This window comes from Sediminicola luteus (assembly GCF_040566555.1).
GTDB lineage: Bacteria > Bacteroidota > Bacteroidia > Flavobacteriales > Flavobacteriaceae > Sediminicola.
This window is the reverse complement of record NZ_JBEWYP010000001.1, coordinates 79,850-100,856: the sequence shown is the minus strand read 5'-3', so window position 1 is coordinate 100,856 and position 21,007 is coordinate 79,850. Positions and strand designations below refer to the sequence as shown.

Genomic DNA, 21,007 nt, shown 5'->3' with positions numbered 1-21,007 from the left:
ATTTCAAATTTTAATAGCTATTTGATTTTCAGCGGAAAACAATTTTTATTTTGTCTTTTGCATGATAATTTTTAAGGATATTAAAAGTGGATAAAATAGTCAGTTCTTATGCCTTATACACCTCTAATATAAGTTTAGACGTTGCCATAAACAGGCACTATATATGCTCCATTTAAAAATTCTTTGGGAGATATATTACTTTGAAGTGTAATCCCTTTGGACCTGTTCTCCAATACCCATTGGATGGATTGTATCAAGGGTACTGCAGTTGTGGTCTGTATGGCCCTTAATTGATGGTGACCAACTCTTTGTGGGTGAATAATCTTGGATATTTCCCGTCTGCGCAAGGTACCCTCTGAATCGTTGCCCTGCACAGCTGCATAAAGCACTATTTGGTCATCTTCAACATGTGGAATGGAGTCCAACATTCTCTGTTGTAGCTTTTCGATAGGATTTATTTTAGGATCTATTTTGGACAATTGTTCCGCTATCCAAGCATAATGCCCAGGATGTCGCAAGGTTTTGTAATCAAGGGACCTTACCTTGCCTTTTAATGCATCAGGTAAATCTGCAGCACCACCAGAGGTGAGGTCTTCTTCAAAAGCCAAGCCGTTTATAATGATTACTTCCCTTTCCGAAAGGGATGGGAGGTTCGCCTTATTAAAATCACGGATTGCAATAGCATCTTTAACATATTCTGTGGCAACTCCAATAGGACTCCATGTAAATCCATAATAGTGTGGGGCTACAGCATTAATGGTCAAAGCCCCAACTTTAAATTCCAAGGTATCCACCGCCTCAACATCAAAATCTCTACAAAATTTTTGGAATAGATGGTTGGCCAATACATTAATATACCCTGGAGCAAGTCCAGTCTGTAAGACAAAACCTGTGTTTGCATTTTTAGCCAAATGTATAATTTGATCGGTTTCTGCCACATATTCGGTAAGATTGGCATAGTAGAGGCCAAAATCATTTGCAAATTGTGCCATTTTCGGGGCTAAACTCCCCGGAAGACAATCCAATAAGGCATCCCCTTTTTCAAATATCCCCTTCATTTCATCAGAAATAGTATTCGCATCCAATAGAAAGGGAACAACCTTACATGATTTTGTAGTGCCTTCCTTTACCCATTCAGATACTCTTTGGGCTTTTTCTAGGGTACGGTTGCCAATATAAATGGTTGGCGACACCGCACTCCATTCTGCAAGAATAAGTCCAGCAGCTTCGGCTATACCACCGGCACCAGCAATAATTATGTTGTAGTGCGCTTTCATATTGGATTGATTTAATAACACTTGAGTATAACAGCTAACCTCGACCACTGTTTATAAATGGCCAGGAGATCTAAATAGGGTTAAAGTTTGGGGAACAAGAAATCTTATTACTAAGGTAAACAATAATTTAATTTACTTTAGTCTTTTGCCGAAGTGGATAAATTTTTAAGGCTGATCATTACCCTCATTCGTGGATTCGGATACGCTAACGGGAATAGAACTTTGGGTGTCATAGAGCTTTAATTCTTGGATATTCGCAGGTAAGCTAAACCCTTCCTGGAGTAGTGCTTCTTTTACGTTGGTAATTACCTTTCCTTTAATCATCAAGGCTTCCTTGCCATATTCAAAAGTGTTGATCCAAAAATGTACTTTGAGGTTTACGGTACTAACGGCCAATTCATTTGCTACGATAAAATTAGGGTGAGCGTCATCTTCATAAGTGCCCTTCGTATTTTTAACGATCTGTTTGATCAATTTTTCTGCTTCCCCAATATTATTTTCATAGGCGATACCTACCAAGAAATCGAACCTATAGAATCCATCTTCGGTATAATTATAAACTGGTTTTTTTATTACATCACTATTTGGAATGTATACATCACGGCCATCAAAGGTCCTTAACTTGGTATATCGGAATTCAATGCTTTTTACCTTTCCGAAAATTTCGCCTATGCTGACGGTTTCATTTACGTTAAACGGTCTGTTGAATGACAGAATAATTCCAGATATAAAGTTTTCTCCTATATCCCTAAAGGCAAAACCAATGATTACTGCAGAGGCTCCTGCAGCGGTGAGAATGCCAGTGGCAATGCTTTGCAATCCTGCTACTTCCAATGCATACATGATAAATATAGTATACAATAACAACTTGATTCCTTTGGTCAAGAAATTAACCATGATTGGGTCATCTGACCTTTTGGAAATGACTTTACGAGACAGATTGCCTATTTTTTTGGAGATCAAAATACCTAAGGCTACGATGAGAATGGCAATTAGTATACCGGGTATTTGCTTTATGAAAATTGTCCAATTTTCCTCCAAAGAGGATAAAAGCTTTTCAGAAATGTTTTGTAAGTATGGCATTATAGGTGCTGATTACGTTAATTTTCTTGTTGGGAGCCTTTTGATGATTTGAATAAATTTACTCTTTTTTAATTCAATACTTAATTATTCTATATCGCGCCAAACTTTGAAAGGAAAGGGGCTTTGATTTTTCAATGTATAAACGCATGAAAAAGATTGTTTTTTGTAAAAATGATAACCTATTTCTGTAATAAAGTGATCAAGGACCAGGTAAGTAAATAAGCAAACAGGGGGGCTATGGCCCAAACAAGAAAAAACCTTTTTACAATTTTATTGCTAAAGGTTGTTTTAAATCCATTTTTACTGACGCTTAAGGCTATAAAGGCAGCTCCGTTCAATTGAACCAATGAAGTTGGTATACCTTTTACTACGGATGCAAATACTAGTAAACTGGCCACGATAACAGCAATTATTGTTGCGTAAATCGGACTGACTTCCACAATCTTTTTTCCTGTTGTTTTAGTAACCTGGTGTCCAAAAAGAGAACTTCCGATAGCGAAACAGGGGGCAACAACCAAAACAGATAAAATGGTTAAGGGTAAAAAGTTTTGTACACTTTCTTGTCCAATCTCATTCGCTGTCAAGGAAGCTATTGGGGCTGCGGCATTAGCAACATTGTTTGCCCCAATTGAAAATGCCACATAGAGACAGGATAAAATCAATAATGCCTTAATACCCTTATGTTTGTTGAGATGTGAGTAGTCATCTGTAATTATTTTGTTTTTGATTAAAGGAAGGACATAATTGGAAAGGAGGAACATTAAAAAAAATGAAATTATCGGAAGAATGATCCAAGTTGGGATAATTTCTACAAATAATTTTTGTGTGTTTAGGCCATCCAAGGCCGAAGCTGCTCCTGCAATGGAAAGGACGGTAGATTGGCTGGTAGATTGTGGAACACCTAGTAAGCTTGCTATTAGGACAGATAACCCAATAGAAAGAAGGATGACGGACGTATTTAATGGGGTAAAAAAGGATTGTTCTAAAAGGCCATTTCCCAACGTTAGTGAAACTTCCTTCCCGGCTATTAAAGCACCTGCCAGTACCATAATACCAAACAATCCGGGTATTAATGACCTTTTTAGAACATTGGCACCATAGGCAGCCGAAAAAGAAGGAGCAGTACCACTACCTCCCATGGTGATGGCAAGAAACATAGCAAGTAAAAAAGGGATAGTCAGTGAGTTGAATAATTCGGACATATTAAGGAATATTTGCAGGTTTATATTTGATGGTATGATACACTGTTAAGCGTACAATATTTCTATTGTAAAAATCTACACCGGATTTTCGTTGTTGAAAGGAGTTTAGATAGCCAATTTCAATACCTAAATTTTCAAGGGGCATATATTGGATACTTGTCCCATACCTATTTTGGTCGAAAACATTATGTATAATGTTGCCTCCGATGTTCAGAAGAATTTCATTATAGGCTTTCAGGGTTATATGATTTAATGAGGTGTTTCTGAGCTCCAGCTTATATCTACTGCGATTATTGGCAAATTCAAATGAGCCATTGTTTCGTTCAAAATATCTGAATTCAGTCCAGTACCGATGGTTTATTGTGAATTTTTTGGAAAGATGTTGATTATACTCCAGGGCCAATTGTGGTCTTAGTTCTGTTTGATTGGTAAAATCCTTGATTGTTGGATCTTGGGGCGTTGCTTGTTCTGAATAGGTGAACCCGATCCCAAAATGATATCCTTTTCCCAAGTTTCGCTCAAGTTGGGTTCTTGAAACAAATTGATGCTGTCTCCATGTAGACAAATAAACCCTTTCCTCTACTTCTTGCAATATTTGCCATTTCGGATCAATTTTAATTTTCAAAAAGTACCGTGTCCAAAGTTGATCTTGGTACTCAACAGTTTTTTGGGCTCTTATAGTTAATGGTAATATTGCCAAAAGTAAAAGCAGGTGAAGTGCAGCTAGTCTATTCATCTAAATGAATTTTAAACGCGCCAAATATATAACTAGTTAATCTATATATTTACTAGGATAATAAAATATTTTTATGGATATAAAATGCAATTTAAGCCCATATATTTATTGATGTGGATTTTGTTAAAAATCTTTTTTAGTGCAGTCTCTTATAGGTCAACGTATTACCACGACCCACGTAATTTAATTGCAGTAGATTTTCATCCAATGTTAAAATGAAAAAACACTGATCTTCCTCGGGTAAGGTCATAAAAGCATCAGGAGCTACTTCTGCACTAATATTGGATTCATTTTTGCAGGTATTGGAAATACTAAAAGGAGTTTGGGATATTGGCTCACCATTATAGAAATCTTTTTTAATCGACCCCATAAAGGTAATTTGACTTTTAGAATCATCGGTACTTTGCCATTGCCCCTGTATCAGTTCATAATTCCCTGTTATGGTTTTGTCGTCATCTTTTCTGGAATTGATGGTGGCATTGTCTATCTGTGCAATCGTCTGGAGTATTCGTTTTTCCCAGGCTTTAAATCGTTTCTCGCTTACTTGAATATTAGTCCATACCGAATTAATATAATGTTGTAGTGCTTCATCCTCAAAAACATATTTAGAAAGGATTTGGTCCGAATACCATATTTTTCCATTGATAAAATAATATTCAAAATCGTTGGAAAAAAGTCCTTCATCATCCCTGATGCCCATTTTCATTTTTACCGGCAATTTTTCATCCGAATACCAAATGGTAATAGGCGACTTGAAATCATCAAATTTAAATTGCACTTCCTTGGAGATTACCTTTAAAAAAGGAAGGGCTTTGTTGATTTGGTTGACGTTTGGCTGAATGATATCCTCAATTTCTTTTGAACTAGCATTTTTTTTGATTTTCGGAAAGGTATTTGGAAGAAGGAGTTCAGCTTCCTTGTCCTTTTTTTCTTCCCGATCTTTTTCAAAGAATTTTCCGTTGGAATAAATGCCAAAAAGCGAATAGGACATAGGTTGGTCGTCCATTTCATCTACTTTGGCCCTATAAATATATCCTTCGTTTTCTTTTAGGATCACGTAAAAATAAGCCCCATTTCCCGCCCAATACCCGTAAGAGGCATCCACAGCATTTTCATCTATATTATTACTAGCGTACTGCTCTTTATCTATCGGGAGACAATTATTGATTTTTGCAATATCAATTGTTTTTCCATTTACAGTTAGATAAAGTATTGAACGTGGAATTCCCATTTCATCTTCACCCAGATCAGCACAGTTGAAATTTATGGAGTTAATTGTTTTGGAAGTAAGGGCAAAATCTTGTTCGTTTCCTTGTTTCTTTTCTTCTGTTTTACAGGAACCAAGTAGGACAACAAATAGAAGCAGGGGCATTAGATTTGTATGCAATTTCATATGGGGGAAATCAATTTTGAATATCGGAATCTTAATGGATATTGGATATCCGATACGTTTAACATTACTCAATTATCTAGAACCTTAAGGAAAAGGTTTTGGGTCTTTGTTATGGGTATATTCGATAACAAAATCACCCAATGAATATCAAAGTTAATGATCTTGTGCTGAACTACTTTACTGCCAAATAATTTTTTGGAAATTGATTAAATTTTAGAGGAATAAATGTAAAGGTTGTCGTCGGGCTTTATTTTTATTACACTATTCTGAAGTGGGATCGTCTTCCATTCTCCGGTAGGGAAAATCCACAATTTTTCTTCATCCAGATGCATGAGCACGGGCATATCAAAATCCTCAACGATATTGGTATAGCGAAAGCTTAGTTCCTTGGCTTCCAGTTTGTATTCCAACATCGGTATTTTGGTGGTACGCAGGTATTGGTTAAAATATGCCGTAAGATCAATTCCCGTATGTTGGCTCAAATAATCTTCAACCTGCTGTGAGGTCACGGTCTGATGATAGAATTGGCTATTGAGTCCCCTTAAGATTTCCCTCCATTTATTGTCGTCTTCCAAAAGCTGTCTTAAGGTATGTAACACATTGGCTCCTTTATAATAGATATCCCCTCCAGTTTTGTTGACATTATACGGCCCGATAATGGGTTTTTTGTTCTCAATATTATTTCGGGTACCTATTACGTATGCAGAAGAGGCTTCTTTGCCATAATAATAGTCTAAAAATAGATTTTCTGAGTATGCGGTAAAACTTTCATGAATCCACATATCGGCAGTATCCCTGTTGGTAATATTATTGGCGAACCATTCGTGTCCCGATTCGTGGATAATGATAAAATCAAATTTTAGACCCCACCCTGTACCGGAAAGATCCCGACCTAAATATCCATTTTCATAACCATTCCCGTATGTTACTGAACTTTGGTGTTCCATCCCTAAATAAGGTACCTCCACTAGTTTAAAACCATCTTCATAAAAAGGGTAGGGGCCAAACCAATGTTCAAATGCCTTCATCATTTTTGGGGCATCCGTAAATTGTTTTTTAGCCTTTTCCAAATTATCACGAAGCACATAGTAGTCCATGGTCAAGGGGCCTTTTTCACCAGCATAGGTTTCACCAAAATGCACATAATCGCCAATGTTTACATTCACGCCATAATTATTGATGGGGCTGGTTACATACCAGTGGTAGGTTTTTGTGTTTTTATGCTCTTCCACCTTTAGCAACCTGCCATTGGAGACTTCCATTAAATTTTTGGGCACTTCAACACTTATGGCCATACTATCTACCTCGTCATACATATGGTCTTTATTTGGCCACCAAACACTGGCTCCAAGACCCTGACAGGAGGTAGCCACAAAATGATTTCCATTCATGTCCTTTTTCCAAGAAAACCCTCCGTCCCAAGGGGCATTTATCGCTTCTTTGGGGTGACCAGAATAACTCACCTTGATCTCATTGACCGTTCCTTTTTTTTGTGGTTTCTGCAAGGCAACAAAATGTGCATTTATATTGGAAGTGAACGTCAGTTCTTGCCCATCTTGGGTGATTTTTTCAATTTTCAAGGGTGGTTGCAGATCTACCTGAAGCACTTGTTTTTCTTCCAAAACTGTGTAGCGTATGGTATTGGAACCTGAGATATATTTTTTGTCTGGGTCTACCTTAATATCCAAATGATAAAAGCTGAGATCCCACCAGGCACGTTCAGGGGTAATACTCCCTCTTAAGGTATCCTGTTCTGTAAAAGGTTCCTGGGCTTGGACGTAACCTAAAAATATAAAAGAAACTAGAACTAAACAGGTTAATTTTTTCATAGTATAGAGGATTTTAAAAAGGGGTGCATCTTAAGTTGAACTTAAATGGGCCTATAATTGAACCTGCCAAGGGGCAGTACAACAATAGACCCTATAGAAATTTAGTTCCTCATAATAGCATTTGGAAATACCACGACGCTTTCAAAACCGTCTTTTCCAACTGCAGAAATGCCAAAGAAATAATTATCTATCACAATACCATTTAATGTAAACTCGGTAACATCGCCAACATACCTGCTATGGTCCCAAGTAGGAGAGGTAGTGTCCCTCCAATAAATTTTATATCCCACGGCTCCCTCTACCTTGCTCCATTCAAATTTGGAGGATGGTTCTACAATCCCTCCAATTTTTACTTCTTTCGGAGCTGGTGGTGCCCAAGCCAATGATGCCATATTAATAGCATTAACAGCTGTTAATTTTCGGGCATAATCAAAGTTCACATGTTCTAGGACATCACCATATGCAATACCATCCTCCACACGTATATCTTGATGTTGCTGTGTATAGTTTTCGTGGGCTTCCATAATACGTATCCCTGCATAGCCGGCATCGTTAAAAGGTCTATGATGTCCTCCTCGTCCAAATCTGTCCAATCGGTAAATCATCATCGGGTTCATTTCCGGCATATATGTTTTTACATTTTTATGGACGTAACGTGCCAATTGCCTTGAAATCCCATCGACCTCACCCCCATAAAACCGTCGCATATTTCGTTCTCTTTCAGTTTCTGTAGGAGGAACGGGCTCAGAAAAGATCCTAAAATCGGTATTACTGATAATGCCATCTACCCCTTTGATATTTCCGATCATGTCATTATTGAAGATGCCTATGATGTCCCATCCTTTTTCTTTGGCACTTTTCACCAAGCCTTGTCCACCAAAAAGACCTTGTTCTTCTCCTGAAAGTCCTAAATAGATAATACTGCTCTCGAATTTATATTTTGATAAAACACGGGCGGCCTCAATAGTACCCGCCATACCACTGGCATTATCATTTGCACCGGGCGACTCAGAGGTGAAATTGGTTGGATCACTTACTCTAGAATCAATATCCCCGCTCATAATGATATATCGGTCTGGATATTTGGTTCCTCGTTGGATCGCGACCACGTTGACCACTTCCACGTCTTTCACAATCCTTGCATTTTCACCTTTTTTTACCAAATCTCTGTGATAGGTAACTTCCAGGCAATCTCCGCAAGTAGTTGAGATCTTTTCAAACTCACTTTTTATCCATCTTCTGGCGGCACCAATTCCCTTAGTTTTAGAAATGGTATCGCTTAAGGTGTGTCTGGTACCAAAATTTACCAGGGTCGTTACATCTTTCTGAATACGCTCAGCAGAAACGGCATTGATAATGTCATAGACACGTTGGTCTGTTTGTGCAAATGTGAAGGTTGTACTTAAGATAATAGCGAGGGAGAGTAGTTTTCTCATCATATATTTTTTTATGCCTGTAATTTACGGTTCTAGAACATTATAAAATCTTAACAATTTGTTAAGAGGATTTTTTATACAGACTAATAAGCCCAAAAACAGGGCCAATGGCCAAAATACTGAATATATAAACTGGATCTATACCATTTACTAAAAAGGATAGTAATTGAATACTCACAATACTAATGGTAAACCCAATACAATTTACTAGGGTAAGTGCAGTGCCTTTTAATTGGGCCGGAGCAGATGCGGCAACCAAGGTTGAAAATTGTGGGGAGTCCGATACTACTGCCATGCCCCAAAAGGATAGTAGTATTAAAAAGATTTGCTGGGGCAATTGAAAGAGCAAGGGAGAAATACAGCATAGTATTCCAGAAATGGCCAGTGAAACAACCGCTACCTTTTTACTGCCTTTTTTGAGAGACATATATCCCCCTATGATGCAGGAAGCACATCCCAATGCGATAATTATAAAGGTCCAGATTGAAATGGGAATAGTTGAATTGCTCAGGGAATTATAGGTGCCAATTGCAAATGGTAGGAACGCCCAAAAGGCATAGAGTTCCCACATATGTCCAAAATAACCATAGGCTGCATTTTTAAAGGCAGGTATTTTAAACAGCGTAATACCCGCTTTTAGTTGCAACACTGTGCTGGGTTTTCTAAAAGGACCATTGGGCACAAGTAAATACATACTAAGTCCACCACAAATTGCCAAAGCAGAAGTAATGGTGATTACCAGGGTATATTCGGTGCCAAGGGACATGCCCCTAATCGCGTGGGGAAAGGATGAACCCAAAACCAAGGCCCCAACAAGGTATCCCAAGGCCTTTCCCAATCCTTGTTCGTAATAATCGGAGGCTATTTTCATTCCGACAGGATATATACCGGCCAAAAAGAAACCTGTGGAAAATCTCGCTGTTAGCATGGTCAATTCGGAAAGGTGCTCCAAAAGGAGTGCGGCATTGCACAAAGCGGCCAGAAAAGCGCATCCCAAAAAGAGCTTGGAAGGAGAAAACCGATCTACGAGCATCAAGGCTGCAAACAACAAGGTGCCCAAAATAAAACCTAATTGAACTGAGGATAGCATCAGCCCTGTCAAACCAGGCTTCAGGCCATGGTATTTTGCCAAATCCCCAACTATGGCATTCCCTGCGAACCACAGGGAGGTGCAGGCAAACTGGGAGAAGATTATAACCGGTAGAATATGGGCTTTTATGTTCAATTTTAAGGCGCTACGAAAAAAGTCAGACTCGAAATTTTTCCATTGGCAACAGTATAATAGTAAGTTGTTACAAGAGTCTTATTATTGGCAGTGATCAAGGCTTCATGGTGCACTTTATTGTCCATTACTATTTTCTTTTCGATACTATAATTTATATCTGGGGCCGAATCAAAATAGGTGGCAAATTCCTGTTTGATCTTTTGCTTCCCTTGATAGAGAAGTAGACCACCATAGCCATATACTTTGGCATCATCGGAAAAGGTATCCAAAAAGGCATCTAAATCCCTTGTGTTAAAGGCCACTATCTGTTTTTGTACCACTACTTCTGGGGAAATATCGGCTACCATGGCCAGCCGTGTCGCATTGGAATTTACAGCCAATCTAGATATCAGATTGATTGAATTGTCTTCAAATGTATGCGTCAACTTCCAATCATCTTCCTTCTTTGGATGGTAACTATAAAGCATATTTCCATATCCGGTGAGCAAGGTGCCATCTGCCAGCCAACATACATCGTCCTTCATTAAAAAGAGTCGGGTAATTTCTTTGGTTGCTCCAGAAATTGGATCTAGGGATTTAATGGTCCCTAAAACATCATCCTTACTTATATAGCTTATTAAATTTGAATTTGGAATTTTATGAAGGGATCTGCCTACGTTCTTTTGAACGGTATAACTGCTATTATCTTTAAAATTGGTGACTACAAGGTCCATTCTGCCCTCTGTGAGGACTGTTGTAATTAAAATATCCCTATTGAACCATAGATGATAGCCCACTTTCATATCTTTTAAAAGTACTTCTGGAGTTTCTTGCGTAGTTGAATAACGATATAATAATTGGGTGCCGTCATTATCCAATCGAATGGCCGATATATCATTGGTGCCCGGAATTCGAAGGGGAGAGTACTCGCTTCCGTTTGGGGTGTCCGATAGCCATGAAGCTTCGCCACTACTAATTATATATTTCTTTATATCCGTTTGTTCATTTCTGGTTGAGGAATACAGCAGGTGTTTGTCATCAAAAAAGCTAGGTTGGTTGTCATACCCCTCGTTATTGGAAATATTTCTTGGATTTAAGAACAAAAGACTATCACCATCCTTTACGATATCTAGAAGATATACCTCTGGATTGGTTTGGGAGTTTAGCGCCAAGGGCAAATAACAGAGCGCAATAGCCAGCAATTTTTTCATGATATGTGGATTGTAGAAAACTATTTTATAAATCTACTCAAAAGATCCCTAACCTTTTTGGTGTTTTCCACGTAATATTTGGCTTGTGTCTTTTGCATCCCCACTTTAACGGTAACGGCATCATCCGGTAATTCCTCAAACATATACTCATCCGTCCAATCGTCGCCAATGGCAAAGATAAAGTCGTACTCATTGCCCGTTACCATTTTTATAGCGGCACGTCCTTTGTTCACACCACTATTTTTTATTTCCAGCACCTTGTTTCCGGCTAGCACTGTTAAGTCGTCATTAGCTATGAGACTGGTAAGAACAGTAGTCAATTCGGTGGCCCTTTTCTTTCCGAAGTCAGGATCAGTATTTCTGTAATGCCAGGCCAAAGAGTATGTTTTTTCTTCGATAAAGGATCCTGGTGTCCTATCAACAAAGGATTCCAGAACAGGCCGTATCTTGGACATCCAATCGTTTTTAATCTGTTCCAATAGCGTAAAATCTTCTCCTTCTTTGGATAGCCATACCCCGTGTTCCGCAATCATATTGTATTTTTTGTGCAGGAACCATCGTTTGAAGGTGTCTGTATCACGACCACTTATCAAATACACATCTGTGTTATCCTGGGCATTTATTTTGTCCAGTAAAGCGTATAAGTCTTCATCTGGTCCGGCCTTTTGTGGATCTACATGAAATCCTGAGAGGGTGCCATCGTAATCGAAGAACAATAATCTTCTTTTAGATGAATGATATTGATCTATAACCGAGTCCAATGTTTTTTTAGTAAGTAATTTGGAAATGAACTTTTGGGTGGTTTCTCTTTGCTCCAAGAGGGACTTCATAAAATCGTTGGCCCATTTTTCTACATTATAGCGTTCCAGACGCTTTTGTAAAATGCTGTTTCTCGCTATTTGCTCTTCTTTGGGCATGTTAATTGCCTGGATCAGGGCATCTGATATTTGATCAAAATTGTTGGGATTAATGAGCAAGGATTCGTTCATTTCATTTGCAGAACCGGCCATCTCACTTAAAATCAGTACTCCTGTCTTATCTGTTCTGGTGGCAATATACTCTTTGGCTACCAAATTCATCCCGTCCCGGATGGGAGTCAATAGGGCAATGTCACTGGAGGTATACAGGTCTATTAAATTTTCAAAGGGCATGGACCTATAAAAGTACCAAATGGGTGTCCAGCTAACAGTAGCAAACTCCCCATTGATCCTGCCTACCAATTCGTCAATTTCTTTCTTTAATAATTGATATTGTGGCACATTGGATCTGGAAGGAACGGCCAGGATAATAAGCCTTACCTTCTCTTGGTATTCAGGATGCTTTTTCAGAAAATATTCAAAAGCATTTAATCGTTTGGCGATACCCTTGGAATAATCCAACCTATCTATGGATAGTATCAATTTGGCATCTGGGGTCGACTCTTTATGAACGTTGAGGCGTCGTTGTAACTCTGATTGTGTATCGGCAGTATTTTTCTCGTGCTTGCTAGCCGCATCACTAAATTTTTTATAATCTATTCCCATAGGGAAGGAGTCTACTTTGATGACCCTATCCTCGAGATTTATTTCATTAAAACTTACCTCTAATCCTAAGAGTCTTCTAACGGAACTTAAAAAATGACGCTCATAATCATAGGTGTGGAATCCTATAAGATCCGATCCCAGCAATCCCCTTAAAACTTCTTTCCTCCAAGGCAAAGTCCTGAATATTTCATAAGAGGGAAAGGGAATATGTAAAAAGAAGCCTATAGAGGTATTGGGGCGTTTTTCCTTTACCATTTCCGGAACCAACATTAATTGGTAGTCATGCACCCAAATGACGTCATCGTCCTCTGCCTTTTCTAAAATAGCGTCGGCAAATTTTTGGTTTACAGCTTTATAGGTATTCCAGCTATCCGTTTCAAATTCTGAATATTCCAAAAAATAATGAAACAAGGGCCATATGGTACGGTTGCTAAAGCCATAGTAGAAACCATCGATTTCTTCACTGGTCAGACTTACTTTAGAGCAGCCATTCTCCTTTAGGGCCTTATCTATCTTAGGCTCTAATTCTTCGGAAATCTCCTCCTGGGTCAATCCACTCCAACCTATCCAAAGGCTATCACTTCCAGAATGTACGGACTTCATTCCTGTAGCCAACCCACCTACACTTGGTATCGCAGTGATGCTATCATTGTCAATTTGTAATTGTACAGGTAGTCTATTTGAGATTATGATAGTTTTGCCCATAAAACGTGTGATTTTAGATTAGATAGCTCTATTTTTTACTAAATTTCGGGAAAACGAATAGTATAAGCAACTTTAAGGGTTGTAAATACTGCTAATTTAAGATATGGATAATTTAGACTACGGAATAATAGGAAATTGTAGGAGCGCTGCCCTTATTTCCAAGAATGGTTCATTGGATTGGTGTTGTTTGCCGGAATTTGATTCGTCATCGGTATTTGCCAAATTATTGGATGATAAAATAGGGGGGAGTTTTGAGATATTGGTCGATGAATCGTATAGCATTCACCAACAATATGAAGAAAACACATGTATTCTGGTCACCACATTTTCCGATGGCAAAAATATTTTTGAAGTTCACGATTTTATGCCTCGTTATTACAGTGAAGATGGCGGATGTCATACCCCTCCTGAGATTGTAAGGTATATCAAGTATATATCGGGAAGCCCCAAATTTAAAGTGCTATATAATCCCAAGTTGGAATATGCCCAAGGGGAAACATCTACATATATTAAGCCCAATTTTATTGCAAGTCTTACCCATACCGTAAAGTTTGACACTGTTTTTCTGTACACCTCCTTTGACAAAGAAAAGGTGGTTAAGGGGGAAGAAATAGAACTTAAGGAATCTGGTTATTTCCTGTTGGGATACAATGAGAAGATATTTTTACCGGACACTAAAAAAATATACCTGCTTTTACAACGCACAAAAGTGTATTGGTTAAACTGGGTGGAACGCACGCCTACGTATAAAAGATTCAATGATCAGATTATCCGTAGTGCCCTTACCTTAAAATTATTAAGTTATGACAAGACTGGAGCCGTATTGGCTGCTGCTACCACGTCTTTGCCAGAAACCATTGGAGAGGTCCGCAACTGGGATTACCGATTTTGCTGGATAAGGGATGCCTCTATGGTCATCAAGGTGGTTTCCGAGCTAGGACATAAGAATGTGGCCAAAAGATATCTTCAGTTCATAATCGATCTCATTCCTGACAAGGATGAAAAGTTACAGATCATGTATGGGATCAATAAGGAGAAAAAACTGACCGAGGAGACGTTGGACCATTTAGCGGGTTATAAGGGATCTAAGCCGGTACGTGTTGGAAATGCTGCTTACAAGCAACGTCAAAATGATATTTATGGAATTTTGATGGATGTGATCTATGAACAATTGGTAAAGTTTGATACCGATATAGAAAATGGGGAAGAGCTCTGGACCATTACCAAAGGTATCGTTTGGATCGTTAACAATCATTGGCAGGAACCTGACAAGGGAATTTGGGAATTCCGAACCGAAGACCGACATTTCACATTTTCAAAAATATTATGTTGGGTTGCATTGGATAGGGCGATTAAAGTCGCCGAAATATTTGGTAAGAAGCATAAGATAAAAAAATGGAAGGTCTTGGAACAAGAGATCAGACAAGATATTTATGACAACGCTTGGAACGAGGAAAAGCAATCATTTACACAGTCCTATGGTTCTCCAGATCTTGATGCTTCAGTTCTCCTGATGGAATCCTACGGTTTTATTCAGGCAAAGGATCCAAAATTCGTGAGTACCGTAAAAGCTATAGAGAAAGAATTGAGCCATGAAGGATTAATGTACCGTTATAAGAATGAGGACGATTTTGGACTGCCATCTTCTTCATTTACTATCTGTACTTTTTGGTTTATTAATAGTTTGTTTAAGATAGGGGAGGAAGAAAAAGCAATTAAACATTTTGAAAAATTGTTGTCCTATAGTAACCATTTGGGACTATTTAGTGAGGATATCGATTTTAAAACAAAACGATTATTGGGGAATTTCCCACAGGCGTATTCCCATTTGGCATTGATAGAATGTGCAATTAATTTTTCCAAAAAAGACAGTGAAGCCAAGATTAAAGAATCCTTTGTGCACAAGGAATAAAGCTTTTGACTTCCCTAGAATTTTAGAGAATATGATTTTTGAAGAAACTGAATTTAAACCCCCTTGCCAAGGGGGTTTTTTATGCGTCTTTTGGATGTGATATTACAGAATCTACCAATGTTCTAATCTTATCTAAAAGTTCTTTTAAATGTATTGGGGTTGTGAATGGATTCATCAGCGTTGTTCTTAAATAATGAATACCCCTTAATTTGGTCTGAACAATATAAAATTCACCCTCTTGCAGGAGGGCGTGACGTACTTTCTCATTGATACGATTCAAAGATTGATCATCCAATGATTTATCTATATATCTAAAACAAACAATATTGCTCATGGGTTCCACCGCTATTTCAAAACTTTTATCCTTTTTGATGATTTCAGCAAACTGATGTCCCAAGTTGTACAAAGTGGTAACATTATCATCAAAAATGGCCTCTCCATAGGTTTTTAATAGTGTAAACCAATGTAGGCTCATCATGGTCTTGGTGCATTCAAAAGTACGCTTTGCCAAATTGTACCAATCTTCCTCAACAGATTGTTCCAATAGGTAATCGGCTTTTTGGCTAAATGTGGTATGTGAATTGGTCCCATCTTTGAAAAGAAGGGCAGTGGTCAAAGCCGGCATCATCATCATTTTGTGCCCATCGATCACCACGGAATCTGCCATTTCTATGCCTTTGACCATATAGCTATAAGTTTTGGAGAATATGGTTGCTCCCCCATGGGCACCATCCACATGAAACCAAAGGTCATTCTTTTTACTGAAATGGGCTATAGCTTCGAGATCATCAAAAATCCCTGTTGAGGTGGAAGGGGCACTACCTACAATGGCGAATATTTTGATACCGGCATTTTGTGCTTTTTGGTAATAGGTTTCCAAAAGTTTGGTGTCTAAAGCAAAATCTTTGTTAGCCGGAATCTTTATGATGCCATCTTCTCCCAAGCCCATTATTCTGGCTGCTCTATCCACGCAGTAATGAGCCTCTTCGCTCACCATTATGCCCAGTCGTTCACTATGTCCCTCATTCCAAACATTATGGGAGAGCTTGGCTTTACGGGCCGATAGTAGGGCCGTGAGGTTGGCTAGGGTTCCTCCTGAGGTCAAGAATCCGTTTGAATTGAAATCGTATCCTATTTTTTTACAGATGAAATCGGTAATTATCCGCTCCATTGCGGTTGGTGCCATTCCCATTTCATATACGGCCATTCCATTGTTCAATACCGAAGCAACCATTGCGGATAGAGAGGTTATGGGAAGGGGTGGAGCAACTTGGTGTCCCATATATTTGGGCTGGTGAATATGTATCGTATGATTCAGGACCTCTGGAAATAAGTCCTTTGAATCGCCATTTTTCAGATAGTCCGACCAAAACTCATGCTCGTCCTTTGGCGTGTTCCAGGATATGGTCTTCTCTGATTTTTCATGGATGGTGTTCCCCAAATGATCGGCCAATTGGTCTACTAATTGGTGTGCCATTGACCTGAATTCCTCCGGGTCATATGCTTTGCGTAAAAGGTCCTTCTTCATTTTATAAAATTAGGTCGTTCCATATAGGAAAACAACCCTTTTTTTATAAAAAAAACCGCTCCTAATAGGGAGCGGTTTTTACTTGACCATTTGGTCAAGGCATCAATTTGAATTAGTCAAAAGTATACCCGTTGGCAGCTGCAACCTGATCAGCGATCTGGGTGCGAAGTGCCACTACGTTGGGTAGGTTCGTATATTTGGTAAAACGTTTTAAGCCCATTAACATCATGCGTTGTTCATCACCTTCTGCAAAAGAAACAATAGCTTCTTTACCTTTTTGGATAATAGTATCAACGGCTGTATACAAATACAACTTGGACATTGCTATTTGAGTGGCTTGGGCATCTTCCCCAAAACGTTTGGCGTTCTTCTCAGTTCTTAAAATTGTCGATTCTGCCATATAGATTTCAATAAGTATATCTGAGGCAGACAACATCAGTTGTTGATGGTTCTCCAAATCTGGTCCATATTTTTGAACGGCAGCCCCTGCAACCATCAAGAAGACCTTTTTCAATCTTGCAAGTACATCCTTTTCCTCAGCAAAAAGCTCTGAGAAATCAGGGGTTTCAAATGATGGTATTCCCATTAATTCTTCACCTACTTTGGTAGCAGGTCCTAAAAGGTCAACATGGCCTTTCATGGCTTTTTTAACAAGCATTCCAACGACCAACATGCGGTTGATCTCATTGGTGCCTTCATATATCCTGGAAATACGGGCATCCCTCCAAGCAGATTCCATTGGAGTGTCTGCAGAGAATCCCATTCCACCAAAAATTTGGATCCCTTCATCCGAGGTGCTCTGAACGTCTTCTGAAACGGCAACTTTAAGAATAGAACATTCAATGGCGTATTCTTCAACCCCTTTTAACTCAGCTTCTTGGTGTGAGTTGCCATCAGCTTCACGCATGGCAATACGATCTTCTATATTTTTTGCTGCACGGTAACAAGCTGACTCATCTGCATAGCAATTGGTAGCCATATTGGCTATTTTTGCTTTGATGGCCCCAAAATTAATGATTGGGGTTTTAAATTGGATACGTTCATTGGCATATTTAGTTGCCTCACCAATTACTCTTCTTTGAGCTTCTAGACAGGCAGCGGCCAATTTGATACGCCCAACATTTAAAGCGTTCATGGCAATTTTAAATCCATTTCCTCTTGTCGAAAGCATATTTTCAACGGGCACCTTGGTATCATTGAAAAATACCTGGCGGGTAGAAGAGGAGTGTATTCCCAATTTCTTTTCTTCCTCACCCATGGAAATTCCGTTACTCGGGTCATTTTCAACAATAAAACCGGTAATGTTCTTGTCATTCTCTATGCGGGCAAAGACAATGAACAGGTTACAGAACCCCGCATTGGAGATCCACATTTTCTGTCCAGTGATGTTATAGTGCTTTCCATCTTCCGATAAGACTGCTTTGGTCTTTCCCGAATTGGCATCAGAACCTGCTCCCGGCTCTGTTAGGCAATAGGCCCCAAACCATTCTCCAGACGCCAATTTAGGTACGTATTTCTGTTTTTGTTCCTCTGTTCCATAAAGTGTAATTGGCATGGTCCCAATCCCTGTATGGGCTCCAAAGGCTGTACTGAATGAACCTGTAGCTCCTGAGATGTAATCACACACCAGCATAGTGGAAACAAATCCCATCCCCATTCCGCCATAGGATTCAGGAACAGCAACGCTCAAGAGACCAAGCTCACCTGCTTTTCGCATGCATTCCTCGGTATAGGCGTAATCTTTCTTTTCAAAACGCTCCCAGTGTGCCCAAAGCTCCCTATCAACGAATTCTTTGGTACTATCACGCATCATTTTCTGCTCTTCGGACAAATCCTCAAGGGTAAAAATATCCTCGCATTTGGTCTCTTTTACAAGGAATTGTCCACCTCGCAATATGTCTTTTTTAATGGCTTCTGTACTCATAAGTTCTAAAATTTAAGAATCAAGAGATAAGATTCAAGACTTATTACGTAGTCCACCTTGAAATCCTGATATCATTTTTTGTAGTTGTTGTATTTTATCTTCTAAAAATCTGAATTTTTCTTCAGTAATATATTCTTCATTATAAGCGACTATTATTTGAGTTTCCCATTCAAAGGAGGAACCCAAACTGTCCTCTAAATATTTGTTTAAGTGTTTGTCTGTTAATTTGCTTGTTCCTTCTGCTATATTGGAAGGAATAGAAACAGAACACCTAATCAGTTGTGAATCCAAATTGAATTTTTCAAAATCAGGAAAAGACTTAACTACTTTATAAGTCTCCGAAACAATACACATGCCTTCTTGCCAAATCTTCAATTTTTTGCAATTATGCCCGTTCATAATGTCTTGATTCTTGGCTCAGTGGTCTTGTGTCTAATTTAAAAATTCAAAAATCCCTGCAGCGCCTTGTCCGGTTCCAACACACATGGTCACCATGCCGTATTTTCCTTTCATGTTTCGCTTGCGCATTTCATCAAATAACTGCACCGATAATTTGGCACCTGTACATCCCAATGGATGTCCTAGAGCTATAGCCCCACCGTTGACATTCACAATATCGGGATTGAGTTTCAGCTCCCTGATAACAGCTAACGACTGGGAAGCAAAAGCTTCGTTCAACTCTATCAATTCAACATCCTCTTGTTTCAAACCTGCTTGTTTCAATGCTTTTGGAATAGCCTTAACAGGTCCTATCCCCATAATTCTAGGCTCCACACCTGCAGCGGCGTAATTAACAAGTCTTGCGATAGGTTCCAAATTGAGTTCCTTCACCATATCCTCGCTCATTACAAGTACGAAGGCCGCACCATCGCTCATTTGTGAAGAGTTACCAGCGGTCACCGATCCGTTGGCGGCAAATACAGGTCTTAACTTGTTCAAAACTGCTAAAGATGTATCGGCCCTTGGACCCTCATCCTTAGTCACAGTATAATTCTTGGTTTCTTTTTTCCCGCTTTCATTTACAAATGTATGCTCCACCGTAATAGGTACTATTTGTTCTTTAAAACGGTCTTCTGCTTGGGCTTTTAAGGCTTTCATGTGGGAATTGTACGCGAATTCATCCTGATCCTCACGGGATACCTTAAATTGTTCCGCAACAGCTTCAGCTGTTAGTCCCATTCCCCAGTAGTAATCCTCGTGTCCTTCTTTGGCCACAGCATAATCGGGAGTCGGCTTATATCCTCCCATGGGAATGTAACTCATACTTTCCGCACCACCTGCTATAATACATTCAGCCATTCCAGATTGGATTTTCGCAGTGGCGATGCCGATAGTTTCTATTCCGGATGCGCAATACCTATTTACGGTAACCCCAGGTACATCATCGATGTTCAATCCCATTAGGGAAATCAATCGAGCTACATTCAATCCTTGTTCGGCTTCGGGCATGGCATTGCCGACCATTACATCATCAATTCGTTTTTTATCCAATTGCGGAACCTCCTTCATCATATGTTCGATGGTTTCCGCAGCCAATTCATCAGGTCTTTTGAATCGGAATACTCCTTTAGGTGCTTTCCCGACTGCAGTTCTGTAGGCTTTAACTATATAAGCTGTTTTCATTTTTAGTATAGTATTGAGTATTTAGAATTTTGTATTGAGATTTATAATTTTTGTTGAAATGAATAATTCATTTTTTGAATTTCAATACAAGAATCAATTACTGGTTGAATTTTTTCTTTATGAATTAGATTTAGTTCTATTAATAATATTAGCTGTGTTTGAAGTTCATAACTAGAACCATTAGCAATACTTAAAAAGTGTTTAAATTCTTTATTCGAATTTCTACCAGCCCCTTCTGCTATATTGGAAGGTATAGAAATGGAGCTACGTTTTACTTGGGATATTAAACCATATTTTTCATCAGAAGACAATTCAGCTAAAAGACCATACACGGATTTAGTCAATAAAATCGACTTTCTCCAAATTTTTAAATCTTCTATTTTATGCATTTGTCTGACTACTTAATACTGATATCTCAATT

At 38.8% G+C, this 21,007-nt stretch carries 16 protein-coding genes; 1 reads left to right on the top strand and 15 read right to left on the bottom strand.

The annotated features are described in order from the left end of the window. Positions 1-134 precede the first annotated feature (134 nt). The 10 genes from ABXZ32_RS00445 to ABXZ32_RS00400 form a co-directional block, all read right to left on the bottom strand. On the bottom strand, positions 135-1,277 hold the full coding sequence (locus ABXZ32_RS00445) for a saccharopine dehydrogenase family protein (RefSeq protein ID WP_354616724.1): 1,143 nt from the start codon (positions 1,275-1,277) through the stop codon (positions 135-137). Positions 1,278-1,442: 165 nt separating this feature from the next. Next, on the bottom strand, positions 1,443-2,360 hold the full coding sequence (locus tag ABXZ32_RS00440) for a mechanosensitive ion channel family protein (protein ID WP_354616723.1): 918 nt from the start codon (positions 2,358-2,360) through the stop codon (positions 1,443-1,445). Positions 2,361-2,539: 179 nt separating this feature from the next. Next, positions 2,540-3,562: an inorganic phosphate transporter gene (locus ABXZ32_RS00435; protein ID WP_354616722.1), complete on the bottom strand. Its 1,023-nt coding sequence runs from the start codon at positions 3,560-3,562 to the stop codon at positions 2,540-2,542. Between the two features lies 1 nt (position 3,563). Beyond that, entirely contained in the window at positions 3,564-4,298 is a 735-nt protein-coding gene (locus tag ABXZ32_RS00430; protein WP_354616721.1) for a DUF2490 domain-containing protein, read from the bottom strand. A 136-nt stretch (positions 4,299-4,434) separates the two neighbouring features. After that, the gene (locus tag ABXZ32_RS00425) at positions 4,435-5,691 is read right to left on the bottom strand and encodes a hypothetical protein (protein WP_354616720.1); all 1,257 of its coding nucleotides are present in this window, start codon (positions 5,689-5,691) and stop codon (positions 4,435-4,437) included. Positions 5,692-5,897: 206 nt separating this feature from the next. Then, a complete protein-coding gene (locus ABXZ32_RS00420) occupies positions 5,898-7,520 on the bottom strand; it encodes a M1 family metallopeptidase (RefSeq protein ID WP_354616719.1) in 1,623 nt (540 codons plus the stop codon). A 101-nt stretch (positions 7,521-7,621) separates the two neighbouring features. Next, entirely contained in the window at positions 7,622-8,956 is a 1,335-nt protein-coding gene (locus tag ABXZ32_RS00415) for a M28 family metallopeptidase (protein WP_354617297.1), read from the bottom strand. A gap of 61 nt (positions 8,957-9,017) precedes the next feature. Continuing rightward, the gene (locus ABXZ32_RS00410) at positions 9,018-10,181 is read right to left on the bottom strand and encodes an MFS transporter (RefSeq protein ID WP_354616718.1); all 1,164 of its coding nucleotides are present in this window, start codon (positions 10,179-10,181) and stop codon (positions 9,018-9,020) included. A 2-nt stretch (positions 10,182-10,183) separates the two neighbouring features. Then, on the bottom strand, positions 10,184-11,371 hold the full coding sequence (locus ABXZ32_RS00405) for a nuclear transport factor 2 family protein (protein ID WP_354616717.1): 1,188 nt from the start codon (positions 11,369-11,371) through the stop codon (positions 10,184-10,186). 20 nt (positions 11,372-11,391) lie between these two features. Next, positions 11,392-13,599: a bifunctional alpha,alpha-trehalose-phosphate synthase (UDP-forming)/trehalose-phosphatase gene (locus ABXZ32_RS00400; protein ID WP_354616716.1), complete on the bottom strand. Its 2,208-nt coding sequence runs from the start codon at positions 13,597-13,599 to the stop codon at positions 11,392-11,394. A gap of 103 nt (positions 13,600-13,702) precedes the next feature. On the opposite strand from ABXZ32_RS00400, the gene ABXZ32_RS00395 reads away from it, so the two are divergent. Further along, complete coding sequence (locus tag ABXZ32_RS00395) at positions 13,703-15,511, top strand: glycoside hydrolase family 15 protein (protein WP_354616715.1); 1,809 nt, start codon at positions 13,703-13,705, stop codon at positions 15,509-15,511. Between the two features lie 79 nt (positions 15,512-15,590). Here ABXZ32_RS00395 and ABXZ32_RS00390 read toward each other — a convergent pair whose 3' ends face one another. The 5 genes from ABXZ32_RS00390 to ABXZ32_RS00370 form a co-directional block, all read right to left on the bottom strand. Beyond that, complete coding sequence (locus tag ABXZ32_RS00390; RefSeq protein WP_354616714.1) at positions 15,591-17,039, bottom strand: pyridoxal phosphate-dependent decarboxylase family protein; 1,449 nt, start codon at positions 17,037-17,039, stop codon at positions 15,591-15,593. A gap of 112 nt (positions 17,040-17,151) precedes the next feature. Then, a complete protein-coding gene (locus tag ABXZ32_RS00385; protein WP_354616713.1) occupies positions 17,152-18,963 on the bottom strand; it encodes an acyl-CoA dehydrogenase family protein in 1,812 nt (603 codons plus the stop codon). Between the two features lie 33 nt (positions 18,964-18,996). Continuing rightward, positions 18,997-19,362, bottom strand: a complete 366-nt coding sequence (locus ABXZ32_RS00380) for a four helix bundle protein (protein ID WP_354616712.1) — start codon at positions 19,360-19,362, stop codon at positions 18,997-18,999. Positions 19,363-19,395: 33 nt separating this feature from the next. Next, positions 19,396-20,586: an acetyl-CoA C-acyltransferase gene (locus tag ABXZ32_RS00375; protein ID WP_354616711.1), complete on the bottom strand. Its 1,191-nt coding sequence runs from the start codon at positions 20,584-20,586 to the stop codon at positions 19,396-19,398. 41 nt (positions 20,587-20,627) lie between these two features. Continuing rightward, positions 20,628-20,975 carry a four helix bundle protein gene (locus ABXZ32_RS00370; RefSeq protein ID WP_354616710.1) on the bottom strand — a complete coding sequence of 116 codons (348 nt, stop codon included), beginning with the start codon at positions 20,973-20,975 and terminating at the stop codon, positions 20,628-20,630. Positions 20,976-21,007: the final 32 nt, after the last annotated feature.

Bases quoted from the DNA above. Each gene is read 5' to 3' on its own strand.
- ABXZ32_RS00425 (WP_354616720.1), bottom strand. From the start codon at position 5,691: ATGAAATTGCATACAAATCTAATGCCCCTGCTTCTATTTGTTGTCCTA.
- ABXZ32_RS00395 (WP_354616715.1), top strand. From the start codon at position 13,703: ATGGATAATTTAGACTACGGAATAATAGGAAATTGTAGGAGCGCTGCC.
- ABXZ32_RS00440 (WP_354616723.1), bottom strand. From the start codon at position 2,360: ATGCCATACTTACAAAACATTTCTGAAAAGCTTTTATCCTCTTTGGAG.
- ABXZ32_RS00420 (WP_354616719.1), bottom strand. From the start codon at position 7,520: ATGAAAAAATTAACCTGTTTAGTTCTAGTTTCTTTTATATTTTTAGGT.
- ABXZ32_RS00430 (WP_354616721.1), bottom strand. From the start codon at position 4,298: ATGAATAGACTAGCTGCACTTCACCTGCTTTTACTTTTGGCAATATTA.
- ABXZ32_RS00445 (WP_354616724.1), bottom strand. From the start codon at position 1,277: ATGAAAGCGCACTACAACATAATTATTGCTGGTGCCGGTGGTATAGCC.
- ABXZ32_RS00375 (WP_354616711.1), bottom strand. From the start codon at position 20,586: ATGAAAACAGCTTATATAGTTAAAGCCTACAGAACTGCAGTCGGGAAA.
- ABXZ32_RS00390 (WP_354616714.1), bottom strand. From the start codon at position 17,039: ATGAAGAAGGACCTTTTACGCAAAGCATATGACCCGGAGGAATTCAGG.
- ABXZ32_RS00370 (WP_354616710.1), bottom strand. From the start codon at position 20,975: ATGCATAAAATAGAAGATTTAAAAATTTGGAGAAAGTCGATTTTATTG.
- ABXZ32_RS00415 (WP_354617297.1), bottom strand. From the start codon at position 8,956: ATGAGAAAACTACTCTCCCTCGCTATTATCTTAAGTACAACCTTCACA.
- ABXZ32_RS00435 (WP_354616722.1), bottom strand. From the start codon at position 3,562: ATGTCCGAATTATTCAACTCACTGACTATCCCTTTTTTACTTGCTATG.
- ABXZ32_RS00405 (WP_354616717.1), bottom strand. From the start codon at position 11,371: ATGAAAAAATTGCTGGCTATTGCGCTCTGTTATTTGCCCTTGGCGCTA.
- ABXZ32_RS00380 (WP_354616712.1), bottom strand. From the start codon at position 19,362: ATGAACGGGCATAATTGCAAAAAATTGAAGATTTGGCAAGAAGGCATG.
- ABXZ32_RS00400 (WP_354616716.1), bottom strand. From the start codon at position 13,599: ATGGGCAAAACTATCATAATCTCAAATAGACTACCTGTACAATTACAA.
- ABXZ32_RS00385 (WP_354616713.1), bottom strand. From the start codon at position 18,963: ATGAGTACAGAAGCCATTAAAAAAGACATATTGCGAGGTGGACAATTC.